Source organism: Alphaproteobacteria bacterium (assembly GCA_041396705.1).
In the GTDB taxonomy this organism is placed as follows: domain Bacteria; phylum Pseudomonadota; class Alphaproteobacteria; order CALKHQ01; family CALKHQ01; genus CALKHQ01.
The window spans coordinates 1-17,757 of record JAWKYB010000017.1; the positions used below are offsets into that span (position 1 = coordinate 1).

18 protein-coding genes and 3 pseudogenes are annotated in these 17,757 nt (G+C 71.8%); 13 read left to right on the forward strand and 8 right to left on the reverse strand.

Translation table 11 applies throughout. The annotated features are described in order from the left end of the window. Positions 1–498 (forward strand): gamma-glutamyl-gamma-aminobutyrate hydrolase family protein (locus R3F55_21140; protein ID MEZ5669892.1); only part of this gene is annotated, 498 nt, incomplete at its 5' end. Between the two features lie 107 nt (positions 499–605). After that, positions 606–1,091: a hypothetical protein gene (locus R3F55_21145; GenBank protein ID MEZ5669893.1), complete on the forward strand. Its 486-nt coding sequence runs from the start codon at positions 606–608 to the stop codon at positions 1,089–1,091. A 7-nt stretch (positions 1,092–1,098) separates the two neighbouring features. Here R3F55_21145 and R3F55_21150 read toward each other — a convergent pair whose 3' ends face one another. After that, on the reverse strand, positions 1,099–1,767 hold the full coding sequence (locus tag R3F55_21150; GenBank protein MEZ5669894.1) for a glutathione S-transferase family protein: 669 nt from the start codon (positions 1,765–1,767) through the stop codon (positions 1,099–1,101). 150 nt (positions 1,768–1,917) lie between these two features. On the opposite strand from R3F55_21150, the gene R3F55_21155 reads away from it, so the two are divergent. Continuing rightward, positions 1,918–3,324 (forward strand): leucyl aminopeptidase family protein, encoded by a 1,407-nt coding sequence (locus tag R3F55_21155; protein ID MEZ5669895.1) that lies wholly within the window; start codon positions 1,918–1,920, stop codon positions 3,322–3,324. A gap of 59 nt (positions 3,325–3,383) precedes the next feature. Here the strand turns inward: R3F55_21155 and R3F55_21160 are convergent, their stop codons facing one another. Beyond that, entirely contained in the window at positions 3,384–4,184 is an 801-nt protein-coding gene (locus tag R3F55_21160; protein MEZ5669896.1) for an alpha/beta hydrolase, read from the reverse strand. A 72-nt stretch (positions 4,185–4,256) separates the two neighbouring features. On the opposite strand from R3F55_21160, the gene R3F55_21165 reads away from it, so the two are divergent. Both R3F55_21165 and R3F55_21170 read left to right on the forward strand, forming a co-directional pair. Further along, positions 4,257–5,243, forward strand: a complete 987-nt coding sequence (locus R3F55_21165; GenBank protein ID MEZ5669897.1) for a glycosyltransferase — start codon at positions 4,257–4,259, stop codon at positions 5,241–5,243. A 16-nt stretch (positions 5,244–5,259) separates the two neighbouring features. After that, positions 5,260–5,466 (forward strand): hypothetical protein, encoded by a 207-nt coding sequence (locus R3F55_21170; GenBank protein MEZ5669898.1) that lies wholly within the window; start codon positions 5,260–5,262, stop codon positions 5,464–5,466. A 224-nt stretch (positions 5,467–5,690) separates the two neighbouring features. On the opposite strand, the gene R3F55_21175 is transcribed toward R3F55_21170, so the two are convergent. Further along, the gene (locus R3F55_21175; GenBank protein ID MEZ5669899.1) at positions 5,691–5,837 is read right to left on the reverse strand and encodes a hypothetical protein; all 147 of its coding nucleotides are present in this window, start codon (positions 5,835–5,837) and stop codon (positions 5,691–5,693) included. 697 nt (positions 5,838–6,534) lie between these two features. Between R3F55_21175 and R3F55_21180 the strand changes: the two genes are divergently transcribed. From R3F55_21180 to R3F55_21200, 5 genes and pseudogenes are all read left to right on the forward strand, one after another. Continuing rightward, a complete protein-coding gene (locus R3F55_21180) occupies positions 6,535–7,068 on the forward strand; it encodes a hypothetical protein (protein MEZ5669900.1) in 534 nt (177 codons plus the stop codon). 935 nt (positions 7,069–8,003) lie between these two features. After that, on the forward strand, positions 8,004–8,285 hold the full coding sequence (locus R3F55_21185) for a hypothetical protein (GenBank protein ID MEZ5669901.1): 282 nt from the start codon (positions 8,004–8,006) through the stop codon (positions 8,283–8,285). A 66-nt stretch (positions 8,286–8,351) separates the two neighbouring features. Further along, positions 8,352–8,690, forward strand: a complete 339-nt coding sequence (locus R3F55_21190) for a type II toxin-antitoxin system RelE/ParE family toxin (GenBank protein MEZ5669902.1) — start codon at positions 8,352–8,354, stop codon at positions 8,688–8,690. Beyond that, positions 8,687–8,968, forward strand: a complete 282-nt coding sequence (locus R3F55_21195) for an XRE family transcriptional regulator (protein MEZ5669903.1) — start codon at positions 8,687–8,689, stop codon at positions 8,966–8,968. The genes R3F55_21190 and R3F55_21195 overlap by 4 nt, the downstream gene beginning before the upstream one ends. Positions 8,969–9,780: 812 nt before the next feature. Then, positions 9,781–10,532: pseudogene (locus tag R3F55_21200) on the forward strand (IS481 family transposase). Between the two features lie 213 nt (positions 10,533–10,745). Here the strand turns inward: R3F55_21200 and glnT are convergent. Continuing rightward, positions 10,746–12,053, reverse strand: coding sequence for a type III glutamate--ammonia ligase (gene glnT / locus R3F55_21205; GenBank protein MEZ5669904.1), 1,308 nt, complete (start codon positions 12,051–12,053; stop codon positions 10,746–10,748). Positions 12,054–12,228: 175 nt separating this feature from the next. On the opposite strand from glnT, the gene R3F55_21210 reads away from it, so the two are divergent. Beyond that, positions 12,229–13,122 (forward strand): SDR family oxidoreductase, encoded by an 894-nt coding sequence (locus R3F55_21210; protein ID MEZ5669905.1) that lies wholly within the window; start codon positions 12,229–12,231, stop codon positions 13,120–13,122. Between the two features lie 40 nt (positions 13,123–13,162). Beyond that, positions 13,163–13,615 (forward strand): annotated as a pseudogene (locus R3F55_21215) (GDSL-type esterase/lipase family protein). 174 nt (positions 13,616–13,789) lie between these two features. On the opposite strand, the pseudogene R3F55_21220 reads toward R3F55_21215, so the two are convergent. The 3 genes and pseudogenes from R3F55_21220 to R3F55_21230 form a co-directional block, all read right to left on the reverse strand. Continuing rightward, a pseudogene (locus tag R3F55_21220) lies at positions 13,790–14,120 on the reverse strand (antibiotic biosynthesis monooxygenase). A gap of 550 nt (positions 14,121–14,670) precedes the next feature. Then, a complete protein-coding gene (locus R3F55_21225; protein ID MEZ5669906.1) occupies positions 14,671–14,991 on the reverse strand; it encodes a putative quinol monooxygenase in 321 nt (106 codons plus the stop codon). A 76-nt stretch (positions 14,992–15,067) separates the two neighbouring features. Beyond that, positions 15,068–16,900 carry an ABC transporter transmembrane domain-containing protein gene (locus tag R3F55_21230; protein ID MEZ5669907.1) on the reverse strand — a complete coding sequence of 611 codons (1,833 nt, stop codon included), beginning with the start codon at positions 16,898–16,900 and terminating at the stop codon, positions 15,068–15,070. Positions 16,901–16,989: 89 nt separating this feature from the next. Here R3F55_21230 and rpmE point away from each other — a divergent pair, with 89 nt between their 5' ends. Further along, a complete protein-coding gene (gene rpmE, locus R3F55_21235) occupies positions 16,990–17,214 on the forward strand; it encodes a 50S ribosomal protein L31 (GenBank protein MEZ5669908.1) in 225 nt (74 codons plus the stop codon). A 61-nt stretch (positions 17,215–17,275) separates the two neighbouring features. Here rpmE and R3F55_21240 read toward each other — a convergent pair whose 3' ends face one another. Continuing rightward, positions 17,276–17,707, reverse strand: coding sequence for a DUF1465 family protein (locus tag R3F55_21240; GenBank protein ID MEZ5669909.1), 432 nt, complete (start codon positions 17,705–17,707; stop codon positions 17,276–17,278). Positions 17,708–17,757: the final 50 nt, after the last annotated feature.

The following is a 17,757-nucleotide window of genomic DNA, read 5'->3' on the forward strand; positions in this document are numbered from 1 at the left end:
GGCTGCGTGGTGACGGTGGTGCCGGCGACGGCCTCGGTCGAGGACGTGATGCGCCACCAGCCCGACGGCATCTTCCTGTCCAACGGGCCCGGCGACCCGGCCGCCACCGGCGCCTATGCGGTCCCGGTGGTGCAGGCGCTGATGCAGACCGGCAAGCCGATGTTCGGCATCTGCCTGGGCCACCAGATCATGGCGCTGGCGGCGGGGGCGACCACCGCCAAGATGGCGATCGGCCACCGCGGCGCCAATCACCCGGTCAAGGACCTGGGCACCGGTATCGTCGAGATCACCAGCCAGAACCACGGCTTCGTGGTCGACGCCGCCACGCTGCCGGCCGGCGCCGAGGCCACCCACCGCTCGCTGTTCGACGGCTCGCTGGAGGGCTTCCGGCTGAAGGACCGGCCGGTATTCGCGGTGCAGTACCATCCCGAGGCCAGCCCCGGCCCGCACGACAGCCACTATCTGTTCAAGCGCTTCGTCGAGCTGATCGACGGCTGAGCGGCGCCGGCGGGCGCCGCGCTGCCTTGAATTCGGCACGATCGGCGGCGAAGCTGCGCCCCATGTCAGCCTTTCCGACAGTCCCGCCGCGCGCCGCGCTTGCGCTTGTGCTTGCGCTGCCCGCCGCCTGCCAGACCGGGCCGGCCGAGCCGGCAATCTGGACCACGGCCGACCTTGCCCGTGCGATCGAGACCAACCTGGCCGGCGTCGGCCGGGCCGTGGCCGGGCCGTGGGCGCCGGCCGGCATGGACTGCACTGCCGCCGCCGTCGACATGAGCCTGGGCGCCGACCGGCCGGCCTTCGTGCCCGACGTCGCCGCGCTGGCGACCCTGGTGCCGGGCGCGGCGCTGACCTATGTCGGCGCCGGCCCCGGCGAACAGCGCTATCGCCTCGGCCCGCCGGCAGGCGACGATGTCATCCTGCGCGAGCTCGACGACGACGCGATCGTCTGGCGCCGATCGAACGGCGACGAGATGCGGCTGTCGCCCGACGCGCTGTCGTTCAGCAGCGGTCAGCTGACGCTGCTGATCGACGAGGACGACGTGCGGATCGAAGTCGGCGGCGCGCTGATGGTCGCGCTGGAGCGCTGCTGAGCCGGCGCTACTTCTCCTCGCTCTCGATCACCCAGGGCTCGTCGCGCGCGGCGTCGGCCCATTCCTTCATCGCCGGCAGGGCGCGGATGCGCTGGGCATAGCCGGCGCAGCTTTCCGGCAGGTCGACTCCGTAGCTGTGGAACCGCCAGACCACCGGCGCGTACATGGCGTCGGCCGCGCCGAAGGCGCCGAACAGGAAGCCGGGATCGTCCGGGTCGTCGTCGGCATGGTACCTGTTGCAGCAGTCGCGCCAGATCGAACAGATGCGCGCGATGTCGGCGCGCACCGGCTCGCCGATCGGGAAGGCGCCGGGCTTGCGGCGGATGTTCATCGGCATGATGCTGCGCAGCGCGGCGAAGCCCGAATGCATCTCCGCGCTGATCGAGCGGGCGTGGGCGCGGGCGGCGCGGTCGGCCGGCCACAGCCCGGCCTCCGGGAACAGCTCGGCCAGATACTCGCAGATCGCCAGCGAATCCCAGATCGCCCGGCCCTCGTGCAGCAGGCACGGCACCCTGCCCGACGGCGAGTGGCGCAGGATCTCGAGATGGGTGTCCGGCTCGTCGAGCGGGACCAGGATCTCCTCGAAGTCCGCGCCGGTCTGGCGCAGCGCCAGCCAGGCGCGCAGCGACCACGACGAGTAGTTCTTGTTGCCGATGACCAGCTGGAAATCGCTCATTCCCGCCCTCCGGTGCGGCCTTCCCTGTGCGCCTGCGCGCTCGTTGACGCCCGTTCCGACCCGTCTCGACGGGCGCGGCAGGCTGTTGCGGCGGCGTGGCGAACGTGCATCTTACCGGTTAACGCGCGCACCGACGACGGGAGAGTTTTCTTGACACGCAGAACGCCGCTGGGACTGGCGGATTCCGAAGACACCGCGCCGGCGACGCCGTTGCACGTGGTGGCCGCCGACGGGCTGGAGGCGTGGGCGGCGGCCCGGCCGCAGGCGGTGCGCGACTGGATCGCGCGCATCGCCTTCGCCGCCCGGCCGGGCGACGTGGCGGTGGTGCCCGACGGCGCCGACGGCGCGCTGGCGCTGGTCGGCGACCCCGCCGGAGCCGAGGGCGACCGGCCGCTGCGCGCGTTCGGCGCCGCGCCGGCCGGCCTGCCCGCCGGCCGCTACCGGCTGGACCACGCGGTCGAGCCGGGGCTGGCGGACCGCCTGGCGCTGGGCTGGGCGCTGGGCGCCTACGGCTTCGACCGCTATACCGCGCGCAAGCGCGCGCCGGCGGAGCTGGTCTGGCCCGCGACTGCCGACCGCGCCGCGGTGACCAGTGCCGCGCTGGCCACCGATCTGGCCCGTGACCTGATCAACACGCCGGCCGAGGACATGGGGCCGAGCGAGCTGGCCGCCGCCGCCGAGGCGCTGGCCGACGACACCGATGCCGCCATCCGCGTCATCGTCGGTGACGACCTGCTGTCGGCCGGCTTCCCGCTGATCCATGCGGTCGGCCGCGCCTGCGACGATGCGCCCCGGCTGATCGATCTGCGCTGGGGCGACGAGGCGGCGCCGAAGGTGACCCTGGTCGGCAAGGGCGTGTGCTTCGACAGCGGCGGGCTGGACCTGAAGCCGTCGTCGGCGATGCTGACCATGAAGAAGGACATGGGCGGCGCCGCCAACGTGCTGGCGCTGGCCCGGATGGTGATCGACGCCGCCCTGCCGGTGCGCCTGCGCGTGCTGATCCCGGCGGTGGAGAACAGCGTCTCCGGCAACGCCTTCCGCCCGCTCGACATCGTGCGCAGCCGTGCCGGCATCACCGTCGAGGTCGGCAACACCGACGCCGAGGGCCGCCTGGTGCTGTGCGACGCCATCGCGCTGGCCTGCGAGGAGGGGCCGCAGCTGATCGTCGACATGGCGACCCTGACCGGCGCCGCGCGAGTGGCGCTGGGCACCGAGCTGCCGGCGCTGTTCTGCAACGACGACGGCTGGGCCGCCGCCTTCGTCCAGCAGGCCGCCGCCGTCCACGACCCGCTGTGGCGCATGCCGCTCTACGCGCCCTACCGCAAGCTGCTCGACACCAAGATCGCCGACACCAGCAATATCAGCGACGGCCCCTATGGCGGCGCCATCACCGCCGCGCTGTTCCTGGAGAAGTTCGTCACGCCGGGCGTGGCCTGGGCGCATATCGACCTGATGGCCTGGAACCCGTCGGACCAGCCCGGCCGGCCGAAGGGCGGCGAGGCCCAGGGCCCGCGCGCCCTGTTCGCCGCGCTGCAGGCCCGGTACCGCCCCGCGTGACGCCCCGGCCCGGTAGCCCGGATGGAGCAAGGCGCAATCCGGGGTGGACCGCGCCGGCGTCAGCGCCGGTCCCGGATTTCGCTGCGCTGCATCCGGGCTACGGTTTCCGTAATCTCGTCGAGGGTGGCGGACAGCAGCGCCAGGTCTTCCGCGCGCGACAGCCGGTGATCGCCGTCCTTGACCAGGGTGATGCGCACGTCGTCGCCGGCCAGCGCCTCGGCGGTGCGCAGCGCGGTCTGCCACGGCACGTCGGGGTCGCGCTGGCCGTGCAGCAGCCGCACCGGCCCGCGGAACGGGATGGCGTCGCGCAGCACCAGGTTGGCGCGGCCGTCCTCGACCAGGCCGAGGGTGTAGACGTCGGGCGCGTCGCTGTAGGCCGACGGCGCCTCGATGCGGCCGTCGCGGACCATCGCCGCGCGCTGGTCTTCGCGCATCGCCGCCCACAGCAGGTCCTCGGTGAAATCGGGCGCGGCGGCCAGCCCGACCAGCCCGGCCACCCGCTGCGGCCGCGCCTTTGCCGCCAGCAGCATGATCCAGCCGCCCATGCTGGAGCCGACCAGCACCAGCGGTCCGGCGGTGACCGCATCGATCACCGCCAGCGCGTCTGCGGTCCAGGCGCCGATGCTGCCGTTAGCGAAAGCGCCGCCGGAGGTGCCGTGGCCGGAATAGTCCAGCCGGGTGCAGCCGACGCCGTGGGCGGCGCACCAGGCCGCGATGTGCTCGCCCTTCTGCCCGGTCATGTCGGAACGGAAACCGTGCAGGCTGACCACGCCGGGCCGCGCCGGGTCGCCGGGCCGGTGGCGGTAGGCCAGCCGCACCCCGTCGGCGCGGGCGAGGAACTGCAGTGCGTCGTCGGGCAATGAGCTCTCCTTCCGTGCCTGTCCCGCATGCGCCGTCGCCCGCCGCCGCCGGGCGGTCGCGAGGCATCGCCGATGACCGACGCGGCTGACGGCGCGCCCGCCCTGGGCGCCAGCATGAAGTGGCGCGGGCCTGCGCTCAAGCCCGGGGTGCCGACCGTGCTGCAGGTGCTGCCCAGCCTGGTCACCGGCGGGGTCGAGCGCGGCGCCTGCGACATCGCCCGCGCCATCGCCGATGCCGGGCTCAACGCCGTGGTGATGTCGGCCGGCGGGCCGATGGCCGACGCGCTGGTCGCCGACGGGCTCGTGCATGTCGACGCGCCGGTGCAGTCGAAGAACCCGCTGGTCATCCGCCGCAACGCCGGCCGCATCGCCCGGGTGGCGCAGGCCACCGGCGCGGCGCTGATCCATGCCCGCAGCCGGGCGCCGGCATGGTCGGCGCTGTGGGCGGCGCGCCGGCTGGGGCTGCCCTTCGTCACCACCTTCCACGGCACCTACAACTTCGGTCCCGGCCTCGGCGGCCGGCTCAAGCGCCGCTACAACGGCGTGATGGCGCGCGGCGACCGGGTGATCGCGATCTCGCGCTTCATCGCCGCGCACATCGCCGCCCACTATGCCGACATCTGCCCGCCGGCGCGGGTGCGCACCATCCCGCGCGGCATCGACCTGGCGGTGTTCGACCCGGCCGACAACGGCCCGAAATACGTGCTGGCGCTGCGCATGAGCTGGGGGCTGGACGGCCGCATCGGCTGGCCGCCGATCGTGATGCTGCCCGGCCGGCTGGCGCGGTGGAAGGGGCACGACGTGCTGATCCGCGCGATGGCGCAACTGGCCGACAAGGATGCGCTGTGCCTGATGGTTGGCGGCGGCAACGACGCCTATCGGGCGGAGATGGAGGCGCTGGCCGCCAGCCTCGGCATCGGCGACCGCGTGCGCTTCGTCGGCGACACCCGGGCGATGCCGGCAGCCTACGAGACGGCCGACGTGGTGGTTTCCGCCTCCACCGACCCCGGGGCGTTCGGCCGGTCTCGGTCGAGGCGCAGGCGATGCAGCGGCCGGTGATCGCACAGCGCGCACGGTGGAGACGGTCGTCGACCTCGCCCGCGATCCGGCCGGCGGCACCGGTTGGCTGGTGCCGCCCGGGGACCGGCGGCGCTGGCCGCGGCCCTCGACACGCCTCGCCCTCGGCCCCGAGGCCCGCTTCGCCATCGGCCGGCGCGGTCGCGCCAACGCCGAGGCCCACTTCGCAAGCCCCGCGATGTGCGCCGCCACCCTCCAGGTCTAGCCGAGCTGGTGCCCGCCATCGCCGCAAGGCTGTAGCGGGCGGGCAGCCGGCGGGAACTCCGCCTTCTCCCTCCCCCGTGACCGGGGGAGGAGGCGGGCGGCCTGCCAGCCAACTCCCTGTTCCGCACGTCAGCGCCGGCCCACGGCCCGGCGATTTCGCGCCGGGCGCGCACCGGCGGCACGCCCGTCGGCCGGCGTAGCGCCGGGTCGGGCGCGACCCGGCGGTCAGTCGAGCGGGATGGTGATGCTCAGCGTCGGCACCCGCGGCGGCGCGACGAACACCGGCAGCTGCGGCACGAAGGCCGCGCCGCCGCGGCAGTCGACCTCCTCGCGATAGGCGCCGTTCGGCCGCCATTCGGCTCCACCCGGCACGGGCCGGCGCCGGGCACCGTCGCGATCCAGCCGCTTTGCTGCGGCCCCTGGAAACCGTGAAAGCCGTGCTCGCCCCAGTCGTCGTCGTCGTCGCCGTGGTGGTGCCGGCCGTGGCCGCCGTCGGCTAAGGCCGGGGTCGCCGCCAGCGCCAGCGCCAGCACAAGGCCGCAGAAGTGAGTCGTCCGCATTGCCGCTGCTCCTCTCCGAGATCCGGCGCACCCCGTCAGCGCCCGGGCAGCCCCTGCCCGGCGCGGCGCCGCCAGGCGATCCGCGCCGAGCCAGCACGGCGGCGAATCTGGGCGAAAATGGGGCGGCGCCGGCAGGGGTGACCGCAATTTCATCTGCCGCCGGACGCGCCGCCACGACCGGCTTGCGACGGCGCCCGGCCGGTGCGAGCATCGGCACCCGGCGATCCGATGCGGGAGGGCGGGCCGTGGCGCCGGCACCATGTGCCGCATTGCGCCCCGCACCAGCCGGGCTACGCTGGCTTGTCCGCGACCTGCCGGGTTCGAGGCGTCCCATGCGGCTGCCCGCGCATCTTGCTTGCCCTTGTCGTCCTGCTGGCCGCCGCGATGCCCACACCCGCGCAGCCGGCGCCGGCACCGGTCGAGATCGCCGTTCTTCAGCGCGGAGGAACTCGGCCGGATGCCGGAGGCGGTCCGGCTGGCATCGCATCGTCGCGCCGACATTCACGGAGATGGATTCCAGCGAAGGCATGGCCGTGCTGTTCGAACGCTTCGGCCATGTGCTCGGCCAGCAGGCCGCCTTCGCCGGAAGCGACCCGGGGCGGCGACTGGTGCTCGATGCCATCGTGCAGCGCTTCGAGACCGTGGCTGCGCTGCCCGACGACAGCGCGGAGACCGTGCTCGCCCGCAGCTTCCGCACCGGGCTGCGGGGCGAGTCCCGGCGCTATGCCGGGATTCTCGCACCCTCGATCTTCGAGCCGCTCCCCGACGAGGTCGTCGCCGGCGCCCGCACCGGCACCGCGGCGGGCGGCGGCGTCTGGACGCCGGGGCAGCCGGAGGCGGTCGAGGTGCCCGGCACCGGCGAGATCCGCGCGCTCGCGAATTGCGGCTGCGCCAGCAGCGACGGGCGCCACGACATCTGCCGCGCCCACGGCTGCGGCACCCCGCCCGACTTCGGCGGCACCTGCTTCTGGGACTGCATGGACAGCCAGGGGCGACACCTGGTGGATACGCGGCAGCGACGGCCGGATCCTCCGCCAGCCTGAGCCGCGCAGGCCGCCGCCGCTGTCGTCAGCTCCCCCACGTCATCGCCGGACGCCACCCGCCGATCTCCCGCCGGGCGCGCATGGGCAGGGGAGACGCGGGTCGAGCCCGCGCTCGATGCTGTCGCGGAAGGGGCGGGCATACGGGCGCGCAGCAGTGCCCGGCGGCTCAGGAAAGCAGTGGAGTCTCACCGCAACCGGACCCGCTCCGGGCGTCCGCGCTGCGCGAACGCCGGGCCCTCGCGCACGCTCCTGGCCGGGCTGGCATCGTGGCTGCGCGCATGTCACCAATGGCGCCAGCCGCGATCGTGGGGGCCGCCGGCGTGCCAGATCAGCCATTCCCCACCTGGAGCCTGGCGATGAGGTTGGCAGCCGCCTGCCTGCTGCTTGCGGTCGCGGTGGCGGCCTGCAACACCGTGTCCGGCGGCGATGCGGGCAGCCGCAGGCCGCCGCCCCGGTTGCGCCGGCGCCGGTCGAGGCTCAGGCCCAGCTGCCGCCGCAGGGGCGGTGTGGCCGCCAGGGGGCTCACGAGGGTCCTGACCCTGGAGATCGCGCACGACTATTATGCAAGCGGGCTCTGTTCCGCTTGCCGGCTCGCGCGCCGTCGGCGGAGACCGCCCGGCTGCCTGAGCAGGCCGGCGCCGTGCTGCGCCTGCAAGGCGGCCTGCTGCTGGCGGCACCGTCCGCCGTCCTCGCCGACCGGCTCACGTTCGAGGTCAGCGCGTCGGACCCGTATCTCGCGGCGTTCACCGCGGCCGACCCCGTGCTTTCCCCCGCGATCGCCGATTTCACGGTCGCGACGCAGCCGTCGGGTCACTGGGCCACCATCGCGATCCAGGCGGATCCGGCGGGCCGCTTCCCGTCGCGGCGACGATCGGGCTTTCCAGCCGGCGGTGCGCTGGCGCTGGATCTTCGTTCCCGGCGGGCAGGCCGGGTCGATGGACGGCTGGACGGTGCGCCGCGACAGCGCCCCGGGCACGCCGGTCGATCAGGACCCGGCGGAGGCGATCCGGCTGGCGGACGGGCGCCAGGCCTGGCAGATCACCCTGCGCGACCCCCTGGCCCTGCGCGAACACCCGCCGGCGAGCCAGGCCTTCACCCTGGTCCCGCCGCCGGGCGCGTCGGCGGGCGGCCCGATCCGCCTGCCTTCACCCGCGCCGTCCGCGCTCCGCCAGACCGGCACGGGCGAGCCGATCGCCGAGATGTTCGTGTCCCTCTGAAACCGTCCGCCCGAGCCGCGCATGCGTGAGAATTGCGCCGGCATACAAGAACTTGTATAGTGGCGCATGAGCGATCTCAGGCCGGTGGTCTTTCGCGGCAATGCGCTCGATGACCTGCGTGCTTTCCCGGCCTCGGCGCGGCGCGATGCTGGGCACCAGATCGACCGGGTGCAGCGTGGCCGTGACCCGGACGACTGGAAGCCGATGCAGGCGATCGGGTTGGGCGTCCGGGAGATTCGGATTCGCGACGAGGCTGGTGCGTTCCGGGTGATCTTCGTCGCCAACTTCGCCGATGCCGTGCATGTGCTGCATTGCTTCCAGAAGAAGACACAGCGGACCGCGGCGAAGGACATCGATCTGGCGACGAAACGTTACCGGGACCTGGTGCGGGAGGTACGAGGATGAGCGAGGAACGGTTCGCGAGCGTCTGGGACGCGATCGAGGACACGCCGGCGGAGGCCGAGAATATGAAGCTGCGCTCAGCCCTGATGATTGCGCTCAGGGACCGGATCGGCCGTCAGGGATGGACCCAGGCCGAGGCTGCGAGCCGGTTCGCTGTGACCCAGCCCCGCATCTCCGACCTGATGCGCGGCAAGATCGACCTGTTCGCGCTCGACACGCTGGTCAACATGGCGGTTGCTGCGGGCCTGCACGTCGAAATGCGCATCGGCGAAGCGGGCTAGGCGCTTACCGAGGGTTGGCGCGGCAGTGTTCGGCTTGCGGAAGTTTGGAGACGATTTCGTGCAGTGTCACCGTAACCGGGCACAGAACCCGTGAGGCGCCCCAGATTATCCGCCGTATTTACCAAAGCGGCAGTCTGTCGCTGCGTCTACCGGGTCTGCCCGCGTCTGCGAGCATACAGGCATACCCCGACCACCTTGCGCATCTAGCCAATCAGAGGCACGATCATCTGTCCAAGAGGTCTCCAGATGGGGATCCTGGGTTGGGTGGGCGACAAACAAGGTTCTTCAGATCTGCGATGGATGGGAGTTCTAGGTAATGGCCAGCAAGATCTCCGATGCGAACGCGTTGGGGAAGAGAGATAGAAGTGAAGGTCAACGCTGAAAGAATAGATGAAAGAGGAACTCATATTGCGTCAACAGACGCGCTTAATATTGATAGTTTCACCAGAATTAAGCTGACGAGTCTAAATTTGGGCACAGACACACCAAGGGGTAGTGATATTACAGCCCCCGATACCCTGTAAATGCTTCTCTGAAGGTAGAGGACAATTTTGCCACAATAGGTAACAAGCACGTCGAAAAGCCATGTAGAATTCAACTGCTATAGAGTTGATCGACCATCCGCTGATCCTGCTATTGACTATCGATTTGATGTGTTCTCAATTATTGAATAAAGGCTGTAGCGGGGGCAGTTTGTCCGAGATCAAAATATTATTGGCGCCACGCCCGGCCGGCCGAGGCCGGCCGGGCTATGCTCCTGCGGGGCTTAGGATGAGTTCGCCAAAACCGTCCGAGTCCACGAGGAGCAAGACATGACCACGAAAGACAAGGTAGCACGCGCAAGCTGTCGTTGTTGGAGCTCCCAAGGAGCTGGAGAACGTCAGCCGGGCCTGCAAGGTGATGGGCTACTCGCGCCAGCAGTTCTACGAGATCCGGCGAACTTCCAGACCTACGGGGCGGAGGCCTGATTGACCGGCTGCCCGGCGCCAGAGGTCCGCACCCGAACCGGGTCGCGGCCGAGATCGAGGCGGAGATCCTCGACCATGCGCTCGCCCATCCCTGCCACGGCGCGCTCCGGGTCGAGCAGGAGCTGGCTCAAGGGCCTGCAGGTCTCCGCAGGCGGCGTGCGCGGGGTGTGGCAGCGCCATGCGTTCTTGACCAAGCACGAGCGCCTGTTGCGGCTGGAAAAGGCCACCGCCGAGCGCAAGCTCAGCCTCAGCGACGAGCAGGTGCGCCTGCTGGAGCGGTTCTCGCCGGAGTTCCGCGAGCGCCACATCGAAGCACCCCACACCGGCGCACTCGTCGCCGTCGACACCCTTCTTCGTCGGAACCCTGAAGGGTGTCGGGAAAAGTCTACCGCAGACCGCGATCGACTGCCACTCGCGCCATGCCTGGGCCAGGCTCTACCCCAGCAAGCTGCCGATCACCGCCGTCCAGCTGATGAACGGCGACGTCATCCCCAGCTTCGAGGACGCCGGTGCCGCGATCGATGTCGTGCTCTCCGACAACGGCCGCGAGGTTCTGTGGCCGGCCCGACCGCCACCCCTACGAGCTGTTCCTCCAGGGAAATGCGGGGACACACTACTCAACCACCAAATGCGTGCCGAGTTGGGTATAGCATCCCTGCAATTCCATCGCCGGGCTTGACCCGGCGATCTCCTGGCAGCTTCGCATCGGCCGCCGGAGATGCGCGGGTCAAGCCCGCGCATGACGCTTTCTGAGGATGCCGTCTTGCAGGCTTCGCGCCATTGCGGCCCCGAGCTACGCGAGGCCGTCACTAACAATCCAACGTGCTCGCCCGTTCCCAGCTCGACAGGTGCTTGCAGTACTCGTTCCATTCGGCCATGCGCAGCTTGGTGTAGGACTGGACGAAGCCGCGGCCGAGCCCGTCCTGCATCACCGGGCTCTTCTCGAACGCGCGCACGGCGTCGAGCAGGTTGAGCGGCAGCTTCTTGGCGCTGCGCGCCTTGTGGCCCTCGGCATACATGTCGATGTCGTAGCGCTTGCCGGGCTTGCGGTTGTTGGCGATGCCGTCCAGGCCGGCGACCAGGAAGGCGGCCTGCAGCAGATAGGGGTTGGCGGCGCCGTCGGCCAGCCGCATCTCGAACCGGCCCGGGTCGGGCACGCGGATCATGTGGGTGCGGTTGTTGCCGGTGTAGGTCACCGTGTTCGGCGACCAGGTGGCGCCGGAGGTGGTGCGCGGCGCGTTGATGCGCTTGTAGCTGTTGACGGTGGGGTTGGTGATCGCCGCCATCGATTCGGCGTTGTGGATCTGGCCGCCGAGGAACTTGTAGGCCAGCTCGCTGAGGCCGAGCGCGTCGTTGGTGTCGACGAACAGGTTCTTCCTGCCCTTGGCGTCCCACAGCGAGACGTGGACGTGGCAGCCGTTGCCGGTGAGGTTGGAGAACGGCTTCGGCATGAAGGTGGCGCGCAGCCCGTGCTGCTCGGCGACGGTCTTGACCATGTACTTGAAGAAGGCGTGGCGGTCGGCGGTGACCAGCGCCAGGTCGTATTCCCAGTTCATCTCGAACTGGCCGTTGGCGTCCTCGTGGTCGTTCTGGTAGGGGCCCCAGCCCAGCGCCTGCATGGCGTCGCAGATCGCGCTGACCACCTCGAACCGGCGCATCAGCGCGGTCTGGTCGTAGCAGGGCTTGGCCTGGGTGTCGCGCGCATCGGAGATCGCCTCGCCGTCGGGCGAGATCAGGAAATACTCGGCCTCGACGCCGGATTTCATCACATAGCCCGCGGCGGCCGCCCTGGCGATCGCGTTCTTCAGCAGCACGCGCGGCGCCTGCGCCACCGGCTTGCCGTCCATCACCAGGTCGGAGGCGACCCAGCCGACCTCCGGCTTCCACGGCAGCTGGATCAGGCTGTCCGGGTCCGGCACCGCGAACATGTCGGGATAGGCCGGCGTCATGTCCAGGTTGGTGGCGAAGCCGGCGAAGGCCGCGCCGGTCTTCTGCATGTCGGCGATCGCCGCGGCCGGCACCAGCTTGGCGCGCTGCACGCCGAACAGGTCGGTGAAGTTGACCAGGAAAAAGCGGATGCCCTTGTCCTTCGCGGCCTTGGCCAGGTCCGTCGCCATTGTTGCCTCCCCAGGATGCGGTGCCGGCGCGCGGCCGGCCGGGCGCCGGACGGCGCCCATGGAATTGCTGCGGTTCGGTGACCATTCTGTCGGTTGCGCCGGCCTGTTACAACGGCTTCGGCGCGCGGCGCCGCGCCGCGCCCGCTTTTCCCGGCATCGGTTCGGAGACCGGTTCATGCATCTCGTCTGTTTCGGCCTCGGCTATGTCGGCGCGCACCTCGCCCGCGCGCTGGTCGCCGACGGCTGGCAGGTGACCGGCACGGTGCGCGACCCGGCGCGGGCGGCGGCGCTGTCCGGCCCGGGGCTGGCGATGCTGGCCTATGACGGCGCGACGGTGGGCGAGGCGCTGGCCGCCCGGCTCGCCGCCGCCACCCACCTGCTCGGCTCGATCCCGCCGGACGAGGCGGCCGGGGGCGAAGACACCGGCGGCGACCCGGCGCTGCGCGCGCTGGCGGCCGCCGGCACGCCGCCGCGGCTGGCCTGGGCCGGCTATCTGTCGACCACCGGCGTCTATGGCGACACCGGCGGCGCCTGGGTCGACGAGGACAGCCCGGCCGCGCCGGCCGACGCCAAGGCGGCGGCGCGGCTGGCGGCGGAGGCGGCGTGGCGGCGCTGGCAGGCGCACAGCGGCATCGCGCTCGACATCCTGCGGCTGGCCGGCATCTACGGCCCCGGCCGCTCGGCGCTGGACGCGGTGCGCGAAGGCCGCGCCCGGCGCATCGTCAAGCCGGGCCAGGTGTTCTCGCGCATCCATGTCGACGACATCGTCGCCGCCGTCCGCGCCTGCATCGCCCGGCCGGACGGCCTGCGCGTGTTCAACGTCTGCGACGACGAGCCGGCGCCGCCGCAGGACGTCACCGCCTTCGCCTGCGCGCTGGCCGGCGTGGCGCCGCCGGCGGAGGAGCCGTTCGAGACCGCCGCGCTCGGCCCCGCCGCGCGCCGCTTCTACGCCGCCAACCGCCGGGTCTCCAGCGCGCGGATCAAGGCCGCGCTGGGGCTGGCCTGGCGCCATCCCACCTACCGGTCCGGGCTGCAGGCGCTGGCCCTGGCCGACCACGCCAACCGATAGGAGGCGGCCCATGCGAATCTGCGCCATCGGCGACAGCATCATGAACGGCACCGGCGACGCCGAGGCGCTGGGCTGGATCGGCCGCGCCGTCCGCCCGGCCAAGCGCGCCGACCGCGAGGTCACGCTCTACAACCTCGGCATCCGCCGCGACACCTCGGCCGATATCCGCCGGCGCTGGCGGGCGGAGGTCGATGCCCGGCTGTTCGCCGGCGCGGAGACGGCGCTGGTGTTCGCGTTCGGCGTCAACGACAGCAACACCGAGCCGGAAACCGGCGGGCCGCGGCTCGACCTCGCCGCCACCGAGGACAACGCCGCCGCGATTCTGATCGAGGCCGCGGCGATCGGCCGGGTGCTGCTGGTCGGGCCGACGCCGATCGCCGACGACGCGGTCAACATGCGCATCGCCGCGGTCGACCGCGCGCTGGCGGTGGTCGCCGACGAGGCTGGCGTGCCCTATCTGTCGGTCTATCCGCTGCTGCGCGAATCCCGCGCCTATATGGACGCGGTGACCGGCGGCGACGGCGCCCATCCGGACGCCGCCGGCTACGCCGCGCTCGCCGCCCGTGGCCCGCTGGCCGGCCTGGCAGGCCTGGCCCCGGCGTGCGCGACTTCACCGCGTTCTGAGCCGGGCCGGGGCGGGGGCGGGGGCGGGCCGGGGCGGCGGCGTTCAGATTTCCGGCGCCTGCAGGTCGTATTCCCGCTCCACCCGGGCGACAGGTATAGCCGCCGTACCAGCGCTCGCGGCCCATGCGCCGCGCCTCGACATGCTCGGCCTGCCGCTTCCAGGCGCGGATCGCATCGAGGTCGCGCCAGTAGCTGACGGTGATGCCCTCGCCGGTGGCGGGGTCGCGCGCGCTCTCGATGCCCAGATAGCCCGGCATCGCCGCCGCCAGCGCCACCATGCGCGCCGCGGTCTCGCCATAGCCCTCGGCGTCGGGCTTCAGCACGGAGCAGAAGATCACCGCGTAATAGGGCGGCTCGAACAGGGCATCGGGCATCGGTGTCTCCCGGTGCGATCGGCGACCGGCGGTTTCGTGCGTCCTTCGAGACGGCGTCCGGCTCTGCGGGATCATGCAGGGTTTGGCGTGGCCACAGCAATCGCCGCCGGGGGCGCCGGCCATGCGTCCTTCGAGACGGCGTCCTGCCGGACGCCTCCTCAGGATGAGGACGACCGAGCACGCCATCGGGCCGTTGACCCGGCACCACGTCCCTCATCCTGAGGAGCCGGCCGCAGGCCGGCGTCTCGAAGACGCACCGCCGGTCCGGCAGCGATCGGCGCTGGCACGCGCTGTCGTTCCTCATCCTGGAGGAGCCGGCCAACGGCCGGCGTCTCGAAGGACGCACCGGCGCCGGTCCGGCAGCAATCGGCGATGGCATCCGCCGTCGTCCCTCATCCTGAGGAGCCGCCCGACGGGCGGCGTCTCGAAGGACGCACCGACCGAAACCGCCGGCACTGCCCGGCACGACGTCCCTCATCCTGAGGAGCCGGCCGCAGGCCGGCGTCTCGAAGGACGCACGGGGGCGGCTCCAGGCCTTGAAGCGGCGCGCTCAGGCGGTGCGGCCGTCCTCCCAGACGTGCAGCCTGCGCAGCGCGCGCGGGCCGGTCTCCATGCCTTCGATCGCCTTGGCGAAGGCGGCGAAGTGCGGGGTCTTCAGGTGGGCGTCGAACGCGGCCTCGTCGTCGTAGATCTCGTACAGCGTCACCACGTTGGCCCGCGCCGGGTCGGCGATGTCGCGCAGCACGTCGAACTTGCGGCAGCCGGGTTCGTCGCGCGCCGAGGCGGCGGCGTTGATGCATACCGCCGCGAAGAAGTCCTCGACCCGGTCGGGCGCGAGGGTGAATTCGACCAGGATGACGAAATGCGGCACGGGGTTTCCTCCGGTTGCTGTCGTTCTTGCGTTCGCGGGCTGAATTGCGCGCCGCCGCCGCGCGCGTCAAGCGGGCTCAGCGCCGGGCGGCGAGGGCGGTGACGGCCGGGTCGCCGGCGCCGTCCGCCGCGGTGTCGGCGAACTGGCGCGTGGCGAGCCGGCGATACAGCGCGTTGTCGGCCATCAGCTGCTCGTGGGTGCCGGTGGCGACGATGCGCCCGCTCTCCATCACCAGGATGCGGTCGGCGTCGCGCACGGTCGACAGCCGGTGGGCGATCACCAGCGTGGTCCGCCCGGTGCGCAGCTGGCCCAGCGCCGCCTGCACCTGCGCCTCGCTTTCGGTATCGAGCGCGCTGGTCGCCTCGTCGAGCAGCAGGATCGCCGGGTCGCGGATGATGGCGCGGGCCAGCGCGATGCGCTGGCGCTGGCCGCCGCTGAGCCGCACCCCGCGCTCGCCGATCTCGCTGTCATAGCCCTGGGGCAGGGCGGCGATGAAGCCGTCGGCCGCCGCCGCCCGCGCCGCGGCGGCGACATCGGCCTCGTCCGCCGCCGGCCGGCCGTAGCGGATGTTGTCGCGCACCGAGCCGGAGAAGATCACCGGGTCCTGCGGCACCGTGCCGATCCGCGCCCTGACCGCGGCCGGGTCGGCGGTGGCGATGTCGACGCCGTCGATCGTCACCCGGCCCTCGACCGGGTCGCGGAAGCGCAGCAGCAGCTGGAACAGGGTCGACTTGCCGGCGCCGGACGGGCCGACCACCGCCACCGTCTCGCCCGGTGCCACCGCGAAGCCGACATTGTGCAGCGCGCGGCTCTCCGGCCGGCTCGGATAGTGGAAGCTGACATCCTCGAACGCGACCGCGCCGCGCGCCGGCTCGGGCAGCGGCACCGGGTCGGCCGGCGCCTTGATTTCCGGCTCGCGGTCGATCAGCTCGAACAGCCGCTCGCAGGCGCCGGCGGCGCGCTGCAGGTCGCCGCTGACCTCGCTGAGCCCGCCGACCGCGCCGGCGACGACCACCGCATAGAACACGAAGGCGCTGAGGTCGCCGGGGGTCAGGTCGCCGCGGGTGACGCCGGCGCCGCCCAGGCACAGCATCGCGATCACCGCGGCGAACACCAGGAAGATCACCACCGCGGCCATCAGCCCGCGGGTCGCCACTTGGCGCAGGGCGGCGTGGAAGGCCGCCTCGACCCGGTTGCCGAAGGCGGCGATGTCCTGCGGCTCGTGACCGAAGGCCTGCACGGTGGCGACCGCGCCCAGGGTCTCGCTGGCATAGCCGCCGGCGTCGGCCAGCCGGTCCTGGGCGCCGCGCGACAGCCGGCGCACCCGCCGGCCGAACAGGATGATCGGCACCACCACCAGCGGCACCACCAGCAGCACCACGCCGGTCAGGGTGGCGTTGGTCACCGCCAGCAGCACCGTGCCGCCCAGCAGCAGCAGCATGTTGCGCACCGCCACCGTCGCGGTCGAACCGATGACCAGGTTGACGATGCCGGCGTCGCCGGTCAGCCGGGCCAGCACCTCGCCGGACTTGGCGGTCTCGAAGAACAGCGCGTCCTGGTGGATCACGCGGCGATAGGCGGCGACGCGCAGGTCGGCGGCGACGCGCTCGCCGACCCAGTTGACCAGATAGGCCCGCGCGAAGGTGGCGCCGGCCAGCAGCACGACGATGGCGGAGAACAGCACCAGCGCGGTGCTGAACGCGCCGCTGTCGTCGGCGCCGATGCCGTCGTCGATGAATTTGCGCAGCGCCAGGCCGATCGCCAGCACGCAGCCGGTGGAGACCAGCAGCGCCAGCGCGGCCAGCGCCATCCGGCCGCGATAGGGCCGGGTCATCGCGATCAGGCGGCGCAGCACGGCCATGTCCTTCTGGCCGGGCCGGTCGCCGTAGCGGGCGCTGAGCCGGCTCATCGGCCGCGCCTCGCGGCGTCGCGGCCGCTGCGGCCTTGCAACCCGCCGGCCGCTTCTATATAGAACGCGGCCTGTTTCGGAGCGGCGCCATGAAAAAAGACATTCATCCCGACTACCACGACATCACGGTCATCATGACCGACGGTACGGAGTTTCGCACACGCTCGACCTATGGCAAGGCGGGCGACACGCTGAAGCTCGACATCGACCCCAACACCCACCCGGCCTGGACCGGCGGCGGGCATCGGCTGGTCGATTCCGGCGGGCAGGTTGCGCGTTTCAACAAGCGCTTCAAGGGGCTGGGCCTCGGCTGAGGCGCGGCCCAGCGTCGCGGCGCTGGCACGCACGATCACGCGCGGCCGCCGACCGGCGGCCTCACGCCGACGCCCGAACCTGGTCGTCCAGGCGGGCCACTCGTGCATAGAGCGAATGGCTGCGGTCGAGCAGGATCTGCAGGTCGGCCGGCAGCAGCGCCTTGTCTTCGGCGTCGCCATCCTCCAGGCACAGTTCGCGGGCGGTCAGCGCATGTTCGTCGCCGGCCCGCTTCCGCTCGATCTCGCCCTCGTGCACCGCGCGTTGCGCCAGCAGCCACGCCATCACCGAGGTCAGCCGGGTGGTCAGCCGCATCGTTTCCTTGCTGAAGGTCAGCCGCGCCCGGATCGACAGCGCGGGCCCGTCGCCGTGGCGCATGATGCAGCTGCGCGCCTCGTGCAGCAGACCCAGCGTTTCGTCGTAGGTCCGCGAGAAGTACAGCGGCGCCGTTCTGGGGATGGTCGGGCCTTCCTGCCCTGATGCGTCCTCGGCCATGGCCGAACTATGCCGGAAATCAACGCTTTGGGCAATTCCCGGCTGCCCGG